Below are 13,778 nucleotides of genomic sequence, written 5' to 3'. Positions count from 1 at the left end.
GTCGCAGAATAATGCTTTTGGCAAAAGACGCGGCAAGTGCTTGTTATTTAAATTTAGGTGTATATACTTACAGGAACTGTATGAACAGACAGGTCTTTTATGCGCCCACTCACAGCTCGACAAACCGAAGTTTTAGAACTTATTAAAACGACCATGCAAGAAACGGGAATGCCACCTACGCGTGCAGAGATTGCACGACAGCTTGGTTTCCGTTCTGCTAATGCGGCAGAAGAACATTTGAAGGCCTTAGCGCGTAAAGGTGTTATTGAAATTTTGCCAGGTACTTCTCGTGGCATTAAATTGAATATTCCACTGGAAGACGAAACACCAGAGGAAGAAGGGCTACCGCTTATTGGGCGCGTAGCAGCGGGCGAACCTATTTTAGCGCAAGAGCATGTTGAGTCGCATTACAAGGTCGATCCTGCGCTATTTCAACCTCAGGCAGACTTTCTGCTACGTGTAAACGGTATGAGTATGAAAGACATTGGTATTCTTGATGGCGACTTATTGGCTGTACATCGCACTACTGATGTACATAACGGTCAAGTTGTTGTTGCCCGGGTGGATGAAGACGTCACGGTTAAGCGTTTAGAAAAACGCGGGCGAGAAGTATTACTGCACGCCGAGAACGATGAATTTGCACCTATAAAAGTTGATTTGGCTTCACAACCTTTTGCTATTGAAGGTATAGCGGTGGGTGTTATCCGAAACGCTGACTGGATGTAAGGTTTCGGCAGGTTAACGTAAAAGCGGCCTTGTAGCCGCTTTTTTTGTACCTTAACTTTCACTTTTGTAGGCTGTTCTATGTGTGAAGGTTGTTTTTTGAACAGTCTGTCAAAAAAGTTTAATTTTTTTGTAATCACACCAGAACGCCAATTTTTTCGCGCCGCAAGCGCTTTTTAATCCTGTTACTTTTGACAAAACTACGTTTGAAAATATCTAAATTTGCATTCTTATGTATTGATTTTTAAAGACTTATGTTGATTTCCTTATCGCCTCATGTGTTCCAAATGAGCGTTTAAAAGCTTCACGACGTACTCTTACGCCACACTGCTTCACTGCACTAACAAGGTGCAGCTAGTTAGCATGAAATGATTAAAATTTAACCGTCTCGTTAAATTTTTAGCAGAAAAGACTAGACGGCACGTCATTATTGCGCAATTCTTATACAGAGATTAACAAAATAATAACAATGGCTCTAAATTTGTTTTACAAATTGTAGTTGTGGGTCAATCGTTCGCAAACCACTTGGTAGGGACAGCGCGCACTAACATTTAGCGTTAATGGTTCTACCATTACGGAGGTGCTGAGTGAAACAACTAATGACCGTCATGGCAAAAGGGTTTGCTAGTATACCCCTTTTGCTTTTTTCTCATTTCCTTTTTGCGCAGGAGGCTGCAGAAGAAGTTTCTTCTCTTAACCTCAGGCGCGGAGCAACTGACATTAGCGGGCAGGTGTATGACCTGCACATGTTAATGTTTTTCATTTGCGTCGGTATTGCAGTAGTCGTGTTTGGCGTAATGTTCGCCTCTATGTATCTGCACAGAAAGTCACGAGGCGCTAAGCCCGCGAATTTCCACGAAAACGTAAAAGTAGAAATCGCGTGGACTGTAATTCCGTTCCTTATCCTCATTTTTATGGCGGTTCCCGCTGCCAACACGCTAATTGCAATGGAAGACGTCTCAGAACCGGATATGACGGTATTGGTGACGGGTTCTCAATGGAAGTGGCACTACAAATACATGGATAGTGATGTAGAGTTTTACTCGTTGCTGGCTACGCAGCGCGAGCAAATTGAAAACAAGTTTGAAAAAACGGAAAACTATCTTCTTGAAGTTGACCGTCCGCTTGTCATTCCCACAGGTCAAAAAGTTCGTTTTCTGATCACATCTGACGACGTTATTCATTCTTGGTGGGTTCCCGATTTCGCAGTTAAGAAGGATGCAAATCCCGGCTTTATAAACGAAGCATGGGCCAAGGTTAACGAACCCGGGGTATATCGCGGTCAGTGCGCTGAACTTTGCGGCAAAGATCATGGTTACATGCCTGTTGTGGTTATTGCGAAAGAGCCTGCTGAATATGCTGCTTGGATGAGTGAGCAGGAAGACATTATTCGTAAAGCTAAAGAAGAAGAGCAACGCCTTCTGTCGATGAATATGTCGATGGACGAACTGATGAAAGAAGGTGAGCGAGTCTATAAAGCCACGTGTGCAGCTTGCCATATGCCAAATGGAGAAGGTCTGCCGGGCGTATTCCCTGCTCTTAAAGGCAGCAAAATGGCGCTAGAAGATCAGGAAGGGCATATCGATATTGTGCTTCATGGTAAATCAGGTACCGCCATGCAAGCGTTCGGCAAAATGTTAAGCCTCAAAGAAATTGCTGCAGTGGTGACTTATGAACGTAACGCGTGGGGTAACAACACGGGTGACATGGTACAGGCGAAAGACGTTAACGCCGTGGCAACGGGTAACTAGGAGCGAGTTATGAGCAAAGCAACTGAAGTCATTTCGCCAGATTCAACTGTGCATCACGACGATCACCACGACCATATACCGAAAGGTATTACTCGATGGTTGTTTACCACCAACCATAAAGATATCGGTACATTGTATTTGTGGTTCGCCTTTATCATGTTTTTGGTTGGTGGGGCCATGGCAATGGTCATTCGTGCTGAACTTTTTCAGCCGGGTTTGCAAATTGTCGACCCTAACTTCTTTAACCAGATGACCACTGTACACGGTCTTATTATGGTATTTGGCGCGGTAATGCCAGCCTTTACTGGGCTCGCCAACTGGTTAGTACCTATGATGATAGGGGCGCCAGATATGGCCCTCCCGCGTATGAATAACTGGAGCTTTTGGATTTTACCAGGGGCCTTTCTTATTCTTTTGAGTTCACTGTTTATGGAAGGCGGCGGCCCAGCATTCGGCTGGACATTCTACGCACCACTCTCAACTACATATAGCGGTGATTCAACGGCACTGTTTGTATTCTCAGTTCACATTATGGGTATCTCATCCATTATGGGGGCAATTAACGTTATTGTGACTATCTTCAATATGCGTGCCCCTGGCATGACATGGATGAAAATGCCGTTATTTGTTTGGACATGGCTTATTACTGCGTTCCTACTTATTGCGGTAATGCCCGTACTAGCGGGTGCAGTCACCATGGTACTTACTGATAAGTTCTTTGGTACTAGCTTCTTTGATGCCGCAGGTGGCGGTGACCCTGTTATGTTCCAGCACATTTTCTGGTTCTTTGGGCACCCTGAGGTGTACATAATGATATTGCCTGCGTTTGGTATTATCTCGCAAATTGTGCCGACCTTTTCGCGCAAAAAGCTCTTCGGCTATGCATCTATGGTGTACGCCACAGCATCTATTGCACTGTTGTCGTTCGTGGTATGGGCACACCATATGTTTACCACGGGCATGCCGGTGTACATGGAGATGTTTTTCATGTTTGCCACCATGTTGATTTCAGTACCAACTGGGGTGAAGGTGTTCAACTGGGTAGCAACCATGTGGCGCGGCTCTTTGACATTTGAAATGCCCATGATGTTTGCCATCGCGTTCATTGTGCTATTTACCATTGGCGGGCTCTCTGGACTGATGCTGGCCATTACACCCGTGGACTTCCAATACCACGACACTTATTTTGTGGTAGCGCACTTCCACTATGTCCTCGTGACTGGGGCTGTATTCTCTATTATGGCTGCCGTTTACTATTGGTTGCCGAAATGGACTGGGAAAATGTACGACACGACTTTAGCCAAGTGGCACTTCTGGTGCTCGCTGGTTTCGGTCAACGTCTTATTCTTCCCTATGCATTTTGTTGGATTGGCAGGTATGCCACGTCGTATTCCAGACTATGCATTGCAATTTGCTGATTTCAATAAATGGATCAGCCTTGGTGGCTTCGCGTTTGGCCTATCTCAGCTCATCTTCTTGGCGCTACTTATTAAGGCGTGTAAGAAGCAAGGCGAGCCAGTGTCATCGCAAGTATGGGACGGTGCGGAAGGTCTGGAATGGGAAATTCCCTCACCAGCGCCATACCACACTTTCGAAACGCCACCTGTAGTGAAGTAATCACTGTCATAACAGTCAGTGTAATAGTGGACCCACTCCCCCTCATTAGAGGGGGCCACTATCTCACTAGCGCATAGGCAAATTGGGAGGGGTGTGATGTCACAACAAAACGCAAATAATAAAATGGTGTTAAAGCTTATTGTCATCGTCATAGGTATGTTTGGCTTTGGATTTGCGTTAGTACCACTTTACGATGTGTTTTGTGATGTCACCGGTATTAACGGCAAAACGGAAAACTCGGCATCAGTGTATCAAGCGGTTGAAATTGATACATCTCGTGAAGTGACGGTGGAGTTTATTACTCGCACCAATACGGGAATGCCTTGGGAATTTCGCGCAGAAACTAAGCGCGTAAAAGTACATCCTGGAGAGTTAAATACCGTTTCGTTTTATGTCAGAAACCCAGCGTCAAGCAACATTGTGGCGCAAGCAATACCGTCAGTTTCCCCTGGCACCGCAGCACTTTACCTCAATAAAACGGAATGCTTTTGCTTTAACCAGCAACCGTTAGACGCAGGAAGTGAAGCGTACATGCCCATGCAATTTTATGTCGACCCACAGCTTCCTAAAGAAATTACCTATTTTACATTGCAGTACACACTCTATGACGTCACCGCGAGAGCAAGTGACCTAACGACAAAACCGAATCCCTTCATGGTAGATACATCGCAAAGCGGTGAATAACCACAGGGACAAGGAGAAAAAAATGCAGCAAGAATATCAAAAATACTATGTACCCGCCCAAAGCCCATGGCCGATAGTTGGTGCGGTAGCGCTGTTTCTAATCGCCGTTGGCGCAGGCAATTTTGTGGTAGAAACAACTCGAGGAGAGTCAGGTTTCGGTGGCCACATTCTTTCAGCAGGCATCATTGTTTTACTTGTGATGTTAGTGGGATGGTTCAAAAACCAAATAGATGAGTCGATGTCGGGTCTTTATAGCGACCAACTTGGTCGCTCGTATCGACAAGGCATGAGTTGGTTTATCTTCTCTGAAGTTATGTTTTTCGCCGCCTTTTTTGGTGCGCTTTACTACGCACGCTTTATCGCGGTGCCGTGGTTAGGTGGTGCGTCGAATAATGCGATGACAAACGAGGTCTTATGGCCGACCTTTGAGGCAATGTGGCCTTTGGTCACTACGCCAGGTGGCATTACCACACAAGAAATGAGTGCGGCTGGGTTACCTACTATCAATACGGTAATTCTGCTTATTTCTTCAATCACTTTGCATTTTGCCCATGTGGGGTTAGAGCAGAACAAGCGTAAACAACTTACGTTAATGCTTGGTATCACGATTTTACTGGGTTGCGGCTTCCTGTTCTTACAGGTGGAAGAATACATTCATGCATACCAAGAGCTAGGTCTCACATTGCAATCAGGTATCTATGGCAACACGTTCTTCATGCTCACAGGGTTCCACGGTATGCACGTGACCTTGGGTACTATTATCTTGATCGTGCTGTTTTTTAGAGTATTGAAAGGCCACTTTACGCCTGAAAATCACTTCGCATTCCAAGCGGGAAGTTGGTATTGGCACTTTGTCGATGTGGTGTGGGTAATGCTTTATATCTTTGTTTACGTACTCTAACTAGACGCAAGCCGAACCCTAGTAAGGCCGTGGGTTCGGCGTGATTAACCCTGTACCTATAGCAATAAGAATAAGCACAACAATAACCGCAGAGGTAAGAACACGACGCCCAATATATTTGCTCATTGGGCCATTTTTGGGGTCGTTTTTCATCATTACGCGCATTGCCAGAAATAAGTTAACAATCATGTATATCACTAGGGCAACAAGGACAATTTTTATCATTTTTAACACCTCTGTTTTTGTTTTTTCTGTGCGCAGGGCTTGTTAGCTATGTCTCAGCGTTCTCGCACATTACTGCCTTGGCTCCTTACTGCCCTAAGTGTGGCAATAATGTGTGCGTTAGGCTATTGGCAGTTAGAGCGCATGGTACAAAAGCAACAACGTCTCGCTAGCATAGCGCAAAAGCAAGGCAATGGAAGTATGAGTTTGATGACTGCACTTTCGCAAAACGACCCCCGAGATATCAAGGTAACGTTCGATGGCGTGCCAGATGCGAGTCATCTCATTTATCTTGATAATCAGATACAAAACCAACGGGTGGGCTTCGATGTTGTTGTGCCGGTTAACACCAATGCGGGTTGGGTTTTGGTCAACTACGGCTGGGTCCCAGCTCCAGATTTACTGCGTACTCTGCCTACAATAGAGCTAGATAAGTCACTTACACAATTTGAAGGTGTTGTTTCACTACCCTCTGATAATCCACTTGTGAAAGAAACCAACAACAATCTCTCTCAATTTCCTGCGCTAATTCAACAGTATGACTTCGGCGCACTCAGTGACGGGCTGGGCGTGACGCTATTGCCCATCGTTATTCAACTTACTACGGAAAATCCTGCGTTCGTGCGCGAGTATCAACCCGTGGTGATGTCTCCTGAAAAGCACCTTGGTTATGCAGTGCAGTGGTTCGGCTTGGCCATTGCTGCGGCTGCCATTGGTGGTTTTGCAATAAGTAAGAAAGGACGTAGTTATGAGTAATACGGCATCAGCGAAAAGTACGGCTTCCAAGAAAACCTTGTTATTAATGATTGCAGTGTTTGTTGTACCGGTCATTTTGGCGAAGTTAGCGTTAGAAAACGATTGGTTTACCAAGGCTGCAACGAATAAAGGGCAACTGTTGACGCCTACCATTGATATGAGTGCCGTTTTACAGAATGAAGCGCCAAAGTGGCGACTGGTTTATGTCATGCCGTCGCAGTGCGATGCGGTGTGTGAAAATGCATTATTTAGTATCAACCAAGTGTGGCTTGCTCTTGGTAAGGAATCAGACCGTGCAGAAGCCCTTGTCTTGCTGAAAGAAGACAGTGATAACACCGCTGTGGCTGCCCTTTCTGATTATCCCAATGTGAGCACATTGGCATCGTCAAATACCTTGTCGTTAGAAACAAACAGTGTGTATATCGTTGATACACAGAATAACGCCATGCTTTTCTATCAAATAAAGAACGATAGGAAAGAAGCGGTCATGGAAAGCCGCGATATGTTGGCAGATATTAGAAAATTACTAAAACTGTCTCGTATAGGATGATCGCAATGAAAAAATTGACCTTATTTAGTCTCTTTCTTGCTGCTGTGGTGATTATTCTTGGTGCTTATACTCGCTTAACGGATGCTGGGCTAGGTTGTCCTGATTGGCCAGGGTGTTATGGCAATTTAACAGTACCACTCAGTGAAGACAAAGTTGCTGCTGCCAACGCGGCATATCCTGAACGACCCGTGGAAGCATTTAAAGCATGGAATGAAATGATACATCGCTATTTTGCGGGCACACTAGGGTTGTGTGTGCTTGCCATTGCCATTATGGCGGTGCGTCAGCGTAAAACGGGTACGCCATTAAAACTACCGCTGATATTACTTGCGCTTATCATCTTCCAGGCTGCATTGGGTATGTGGACAGTAACGCTTAATCTACTGCCAGTGGTTGTAATGGGACACCTTCTTGGTGGGTTTAGTGTGCTGTCTTGCCTCTTTATTCTGTATTTAAGGCTTCGGCGTCGCGACACTTCGAATAATGAAGTAACTAAGGATCACAGTGCTAGTGCGCATTCATCATCGCAGAAACTGCGCCTTTTGGCTTTTGTGGGTATTGCAGTAGTCGTAACACAAATAGCGCTTGGTGGTTGGACATCCGCCAATTACGCCGCCTTAGCATGTACTGAGATGCCCGTATGTGAAAGCGGCTGGCAGCAACGCCTCGATTTTGCTGGCGCTTACAGTGTACCTGACGCCGACAACTATGAGTTTGGCGCTCATGACTATGATGAGCGGGTCACTATGCATATTATGCATCGCGCAGGTGCGCTGGTAACGTTTTTCTACGTTCTAGCACTTGGTATTGCTGTATTGGTCTCACGGGCAACCAGTGTGGCGCAAAAACGCATTAGCCTATTTATGCTAGGAAGTTTAGTCGTACAGGTGGCCTTGGGCATTAGTAACATTGTCTTTATGCTGCCCCTTGCCGTTGCCGTAATGCACAACGCTGTCGGAGCAGTGTTATTACTTTCACTCCTTAATCTGGTGTTCTCGTTTGTTGTAAGTGCACCGAGTAAAGTTAAACGCGCTCACGACGCAACAAGTCCATCTCGCTATACCGCATCAGGCGCGGCAATGCCTGCGGCATCTTTTTCATCACACTCGCTTACTAAAGCACCCGGAGGCTTCCATGGCTAAATCAGTATCTATTGCTTCTCGCACTACACGCCATCATCACACGGTATCGTGGCGCGATTATTATGAAATGACCAAGCCTAACGTGGTGATGTTGCTTTTATTAACGGCATTAGTGGGTATGTGCTTAGCAACGCCAACGTGGGTAAACGCGGTGACCCTGATCTGCGGCTTAGCAGGCATTGGTATGCTTTCGGCGTCAGCCGCAGTGATTAATCATGTGGTTGACCACAAAATTGACAGCATGATGGCGCGCACATTTAACCGCCCTGTGGCGAAAGGAAAAGTCACAGTGTCTAACGCCTTGTGGTTTGCTTTTGGTCTAGGTGTGGTGGGTTTTGCGGTATTAGCACTTTTTGTCAACATGCTTACGGCATGGCTGACATTGGCGAGTCTGGTTGGCTATGCGTTTATCTATACTATGTACCTTAAACGTGCTACGCCACAAAATATTGTGATAGGTGGCTTGGCTGGTGCAGCACCTCCTTTGTTGGGATGGACAGCGGTCACTGGCGAAGTGCATGCCCATGCGCTGCTTTTAGTACTGATTATCTTCACATGGACGCCACCTCATTTCTGGGCCCTCGCTATCCACAGAGAAAAAGATTACGCTAAAGCACAAGTGCCCATGCTGCCAGTGACTCATGGCGTGTCGTTTACAAAGACCTCGGTATTACTTTATACGGTACTATTGGGCCTTGTATGTTTAATGCCCTATCTTATTGGCATGAGCGATCTCATTTACCTCATCGGATCAAGTGCGTTAAACCTTGGCTTTCTTGCTTATGCACTGAAGCTTAAATTTGCCGCTGATAGCCAAACGGCAATGAAAACTTTTAGGTTCTCAATTATTCATCTCATGGTATTGTTTGTAGTATTGCTGTTAGATCACTACGTACCTATAAGTTTATGAATCAACGGATTTTAGTTGGAATAGTCGCATTTGTTGCACTGTGTGTGGGCATTGTTGGGGCGCTTTATATCGCCCCACCAAATGCTGACAATAAGCACCAGCCTAAACATTTTCAGGCTTACCCCGAGCCTAGAGCGCTATCACCATTTTCGCTAACCGATCATCAAGGTAATAGCTTTACGAATAGTTCACTACAAGGCCAATGGAGTCTGGTTTTTGTCGGCTATACTTTTTGCCCTGATATTTGCCCAACTACCATGGCTGAACTCAACAGCGTATACCCGCAGCTTCAAGCGATAGAAAGTGACGAGCCTATCCGTGTTATATTTGTGTCTGTTGACCCAAAACGTGACTCAATAAATAGACTTTCTGAATATGTGAGCTATTTTAATAAAGAGTTCGTTGCAGTTACTGGTGAGCACAAAGCCCTTTTTCCTTTCGTTCGCAACTTGGGCATGATGTACGCAATTGCTGAAAGTACTGACAATCCGAACTACTTAGTTGACCATAGTGCGTCTGTCGTACTTATCGACCCACAAGCCAGGGTGATAGGAAGATTTAAACCCAGAAGAGAGCCAGGAAAGCTGTCGATAAGTGATTCTCAGCAAATACTGGAAGATATGCCAGTTATAATCTCGAAGTAGTAATATGGATATCAAAATCAGGCTAGGAGTGGCGTCTGATGCCGCTCAAACGACTCCACTTATTCTCAGCGCTGCGGAGTCATTATTAACTTCTATTTTCGGACACAATCAAAATAAAACCGCTGAAGGGTACCTTTTTCATGCATGGCAACTGGGTGGTGGTCAATATGGCTACAACAATCACTGGGTTGCTGAGAAAGAAGGTGAAGTACTTGGGGTTATCACTTCCTGGCATAGCAAGTTAGGGGCAGCATTTGACCGCGCTACACTTGATAGCATCACCTCGTATTTCACACTTGATGAAGCGATGAACGTACTGATGCGCAATCAGACGGTCGCAGTCAATTTAACGCCGCCTGACAATACTGAACTTATGCTTGGGCACCTTGCAATCGCCCCGACAGGTCAGCGCAAAGGTATTGGCACTGCTTTAGTCGACGCAATGCACAAAAGAGCAGAAAAGCTGAAAAAGCGAAAGCTTGTACTTGATGTCGAGTTGGCCAATGTGGACGCTATTCGCTTTTACCAACATGTCGGTTTTAGCGAAGAGTCTATTAACAAAGGTTTTATTCGTTTTGCCCGTGATGTTTAGGTAAACGTTTTCTTATATACGTGAGCGCTAATGTAACAGCATCAACGTGGCTTACCTCTTGATGTGAATTAATGCGAAAGGCAAGCCGTGTTTTTGCGTTACTGTTTAGTCAGGGTATCGCCCCGCTTTATCAGCAATAAAGAATGGCTGTGAATACCAGTAGTATCGTCCCTGCGCTTTTATTGATGGGGCGGTACAGTTTATGCGAGAGCGACCTATTGGCAGTGTGTCGTTAATGCGAAAAGACACGGTATTGCCTTTACTTCGGGTCTCAATGGCATCACCTTTAAAAAAGCACGTGACCTGTGAGGTGCGCATATCATCACTTTCTATTGTAAGAGTGATAGGGTCGCTAAGCTTACGATCTGTTAAGCGAGGTTCTTGAAGTGATGAGTGCGTAACAGGCATAGCCAGACTGTTTAACTTTGTCTTTAAACTATTAAGGTTGGCGTAGGGGCCAGCTGCTGGAAACCGAGGTAGTGCTTGTAAGTCGCTATGCGGCCCTACTGCGCCTGAATGTTGTCCAAAACCAACGTAGCCCTCTTCTTTTAACTTTGCTGCTAAGCTGAGGTTGTACTCGCCAAAAGGGTAGGCTAAGTACTTTAAGCTGACACCAATTTGGTCATTTATTTTGCGTTCAGCGCTCGCCACGTTTTGCCACACTTTATCCAGCCATACCGATTCGCCCAACGACTGCTCATCATTGAGCATATGCAGGTGATCTAGCGTGTGGTTGGCAAAGGTTACCCCGTCATTCAACATACGCTTAACTTGTTCCCACGTTAGCTGTTTAGGGCCCACGTCGATTTCATCTGGGTTGATAAATATGGTGTAAGGAAAGTCCATATTAGTCAGTACTGGGTGGGCATTTTCCAAAATATTGGCAAAGCCGTCATCAAACGTGATGGCGACCGCTTTATCTGGTAAGGGCGTATTGGCCTTAAGTGCGGCCACAACATCTTGTAGGGGCACGACGGTGTGATTGGCCTTTAAGTATTCCATATGTGCTTTGAAATCACTTGGAGAAATACTGGTGCTTGGTGGCGTTTCATTTGATACATGGTGATACAGCAAAATAGTCGCATTGGGTATAGGTGGCGCTTGGTCGGACGATGACGCGGTTGCGATTAGTGAGATAACACCGAATAAAGTGGCGCACACTATAGTCATCATAGACGCGGGGGATGGGACCGAATTCAAGGATGCTGAGGACCTTATCCAAGACCGAATTAAATTGATTAGCATGATACACTCCTTCCTTAATGCCATTTTATAACCGTTAATGCAAAACAGAGATCACAGAATGCCTCGCTCTTCCAATGCTCAGCCTGCTTTTTTCAGCGATCATACGCGGCTACTTGCCTTGGCATTGCCAATGATTCTGGCAAATATTACAACCCCGTTACTTGGCCTAGTCGACACCGCTGTACTGGGGCATATGTCAATGCCCGCTATGTTAGCAGGTGCATCGATAGGTGCACTAATATTGACGCAAATATATTGGGTATGCGGCTTTTTGAGAATGTCATCAACAGGCTTAAGTGCTCAGGCCAAAGGCAGTAACGAAGCACACTATGAATCGGCGAAAGTGTTGTGGCAGACCATTGCGGTTGCACTTGTTCTTGGTATTAGCATACTGGCCTTCCAAAAACCGATTGTCCAAGTTGGTTTGAATCTTACTAACCCGAATGTAAATGTCGCTACCCACCTCAGTGACTATTTTTACGCACGAGTATGGGGTGCGCCTGCTGCTATGCTGAATTTAGCGCTAGTAGGGTGGCTGGTGGGTCAGCAAAAAACGCGCAGCGTAATGACTATACAAATTGTCGGTAACCTATTGAATGCCGGCCTAGACGTCTTATTTGTATTTGGTCTTGGTTTGTCGGTTGCTGGTGTGGCTTATGCCAGCGTTATCGCTGAATACAGTATGGCGGTAATGTCATTGGCAGTTGCCCTTAAATGCGTGGGTGATGTGTCTATTTCAGCTGCGTGGTTTAACCGCGCTGCACGTAAAGTGCTGCTGAAGCTTAATGGTGACATGCTCATTCGCAATCTAGCGCTTCAGGCCTGTTTAGCATTTTTAACTATTCAAGGCGCGCGGTATGGCGAAGTACCTGCAGCGGTGAATGCCATACTTATGCAGTTTTTCGTGCTTATCGCGCTTGGACTTGACGGTATAGCATACGGGGTAGAAGCCTTGGTCGGAGAAGCGAAAGGTGCAAGGAACGTCCACGAAATCAATCGGCGGACATATCAAGGGCTACTGTGGTCGTCACTGTTTGCAGTACTCTACAGTGTTGTATTTTTGTTTGCGGGTGAGCGTATCGTTGCGTTACTGACGCAGCATGTGGCTATTATCGACGCTGCACTTCCCTACTTACCCTTAATGGTTTTATTGCCTTTGCTGGGACATTGGTGCTTTTTATACGACGGTGTATTTGTGGGTCTTACGTGCGCAGAGTCGATGCGTAATACCATGGTGATAAGTGCACTGTTTGTCTTTTTCCCTATTTGGTATATCACGCAACATCAAGGCAATGTTAGTTTGTGGTATGCCTTGCTTGCGTTCTTATTTGCGCGGGGTGTTACATTGGGGTGGACGTTCTATAGAATGGACAAGTTGGCGTAGCCTACTTATAGACATGCCCTATTGTTTTTGCGCTACAACTACAGTGTGTTGTTCAGGATATTGGTCGTATTCAAGGTGTCTAATGTGGCAACCTAACTCTAGAAGCCACGAGATATACCCATTTATGCCTAAAGACGCATAGTAGACTTCTGGCCCCATGGTTGTATTCGTATGGCTACCCGATTCGTCCACACCACCACAGCTGAAAAGAAGTACACCTTTTGAGGGTAAGTTTTCAACCAGCTTTTTGAGTACGGGGGCATGCTGCGCTAAAGGAAGGTGCCAAAAACTGTCCCATGCGCTGATAAATGCATAGTGCTTGGGCAGTTCAAACGTACAGATATCACCTTGGTGAAATGTATGGGCAGGCATTGATGTACGCGCGATTTTTAACATTTTCTCTGATATATCAATACCTTCATAACTAAGCCCGGCAGTTTCAATAATTGGGATAAAGCGGTTAGTACAGCCACAACCCACGTCTAACGCAGTACCATTTTCTTCTACTAGGTGCGCAGGCAAAAAGGACAGGGCTTTTTCATAGGCAGCAAGCCCATTTTCACGGTTAAAGCCGTCTCTGGTCCACAAATGTGTGATGCTGTCGTAGGCCTGCCCTGTTTGCTCTGGTGTCACACGCTAGTTCCTTATTGCTATTAT

The 13,778-nt window shown here is 45.7% G+C and carries 15 protein-coding genes; 12 read left to right on the top strand and 3 right to left on the bottom strand.

Going from position 1 to position 13,778, the window contains the following annotated elements; translation table 11 throughout:
• The first annotated feature begins 99 nt into the window (after window positions 1–99).
• From lexA to JN178_RS19620, 5 genes are all read left to right on the top strand, one after another.
• Window positions 100–726 (top strand): transcriptional repressor LexA, encoded by a 627-nt coding sequence (gene lexA / locus JN178_RS19640; RefSeq protein WP_159625479.1) that lies wholly within the window; start codon window positions 100–102, stop codon window positions 724–726.
• Window positions 727–1,310: 584 nt separating this feature from the next.
• A complete protein-coding gene (gene coxB, locus JN178_RS19635) occupies window positions 1,311–2,474 on the top strand; it encodes a cytochrome c oxidase subunit II (protein WP_202262953.1) in 1,164 nt (387 codons plus the stop codon).
• 9 nt (window positions 2,475–2,483) lie between these two features.
• On the top strand, window positions 2,484–4,091 hold the full coding sequence (ctaD, locus tag JN178_RS19630; protein ID WP_202262952.1) for a cytochrome c oxidase subunit I: 1,608 nt from the start codon (window positions 2,484–2,486) through the stop codon (window positions 4,089–4,091).
• A gap of 96 nt (window positions 4,092–4,187) precedes the next feature.
• Entirely contained in the window at window positions 4,188–4,775 is a 588-nt protein-coding gene (locus tag JN178_RS19625; RefSeq protein ID WP_202262951.1) for a cytochrome c oxidase assembly protein, read from the top strand.
• A gap of 22 nt (window positions 4,776–4,797) precedes the next feature.
• A complete protein-coding gene (locus JN178_RS19620) occupies window positions 4,798–5,676 on the top strand; it encodes a cytochrome c oxidase subunit 3 (protein WP_202262950.1) in 879 nt (292 codons plus the stop codon).
• A gap of 18 nt (window positions 5,677–5,694) precedes the next feature.
• On the opposite strand, the gene JN178_RS19615 is transcribed toward JN178_RS19620, so the two are convergent.
• Window positions 5,695–5,901 (bottom strand): DUF2909 domain-containing protein, encoded by a 207-nt coding sequence (locus JN178_RS19615; protein WP_159625489.1) that lies wholly within the window; start codon window positions 5,899–5,901, stop codon window positions 5,695–5,697.
• A gap of 48 nt (window positions 5,902–5,949) precedes the next feature.
• Here JN178_RS19615 and JN178_RS19610 point away from each other — a divergent pair, with 48 nt between their 5' ends.
• The 6 genes from JN178_RS19610 to JN178_RS19585 are packed head-to-tail and all read left to right on the top strand — an operon-like array spanning window position 5,950 to window position 10,492.
• The gene (locus tag JN178_RS19610; RefSeq protein WP_202262949.1) at window positions 5,950–6,654 is read left to right on the top strand and encodes an SURF1 family protein; all 705 of its coding nucleotides are present in this window, start codon (window positions 5,950–5,952) and stop codon (window positions 6,652–6,654) included.
• Window positions 6,647–7,204, top strand: a complete 558-nt coding sequence (locus JN178_RS19605; protein ID WP_202262948.1) for a hypothetical protein — start codon at window positions 6,647–6,649, stop codon at window positions 7,202–7,204. The genes JN178_RS19610 and JN178_RS19605 overlap by 8 nt, the downstream gene beginning before the upstream one ends.
• A 5-nt stretch (window positions 7,205–7,209) precedes the next feature.
• Window positions 7,210–8,346: a COX15/CtaA family protein gene (locus tag JN178_RS19600; RefSeq protein WP_202262947.1), complete on the top strand. Its 1,137-nt coding sequence runs from the start codon at window positions 7,210–7,212 to the stop codon at window positions 8,344–8,346.
• Window positions 8,339–9,256 (top strand): heme o synthase, encoded by a 918-nt coding sequence (cyoE, locus tag JN178_RS19595; protein WP_202262946.1) that lies wholly within the window; start codon window positions 8,339–8,341, stop codon window positions 9,254–9,256. The genes JN178_RS19600 and cyoE overlap by 8 nt, the downstream gene beginning before the upstream one ends.
• Entirely contained in the window at window positions 9,253–9,900 is a 648-nt protein-coding gene (locus JN178_RS19590; RefSeq protein ID WP_202262945.1) for an SCO family protein, read from the top strand. The genes cyoE and JN178_RS19590 overlap by 4 nt, the downstream gene beginning before the upstream one ends.
• 4 nt (window positions 9,901–9,904) lie before the next feature.
• Complete coding sequence (locus tag JN178_RS19585; RefSeq protein WP_202262944.1) at window positions 9,905–10,492, top strand: GNAT family N-acetyltransferase; 588 nt, start codon at window positions 9,905–9,907, stop codon at window positions 10,490–10,492.
• 105 nt (window positions 10,493–10,597) lie between these two features.
• Here the strand turns inward: JN178_RS19585 and JN178_RS19580 are convergent, their stop codons facing one another.
• A complete protein-coding gene (locus JN178_RS19580) occupies window positions 10,598–11,737 on the bottom strand; it encodes a polysaccharide deacetylase family protein (protein ID WP_232369635.1) in 1,140 nt (379 codons plus the stop codon).
• A 58-nt stretch (window positions 11,738–11,795) separates the two neighbouring features.
• On the opposite strand from JN178_RS19580, the gene JN178_RS19575 reads away from it, so the two are divergent.
• A complete protein-coding gene (locus JN178_RS19575) occupies window positions 11,796–13,121 on the top strand; it encodes an MATE family efflux transporter (RefSeq protein WP_232369634.1) in 1,326 nt (441 codons plus the stop codon).
• Between the two features lie 18 nt (window positions 13,122–13,139).
• Here the strand turns inward: JN178_RS19575 and JN178_RS19570 are convergent, their stop codons facing one another.
• Window positions 13,140–13,754, bottom strand: a complete 615-nt coding sequence (locus JN178_RS19570; RefSeq protein WP_202262942.1) for a class I SAM-dependent DNA methyltransferase — start codon at window positions 13,752–13,754, stop codon at window positions 13,140–13,142.
• Window positions 13,755–13,778: the final 24 nt, after the last annotated feature.

It is taken from the genome of Alteromonas sp. KC3, from assembly GCF_016756315.1.
Taxonomy (GTDB): Bacteria; Pseudomonadota; Gammaproteobacteria; order Enterobacterales; family Alteromonadaceae; genus Alteromonas.
The sequence above is the reverse complement of the archived record's forward strand: the minus strand, read 5'-3'. Positions and strand labels throughout refer to the sequence as shown.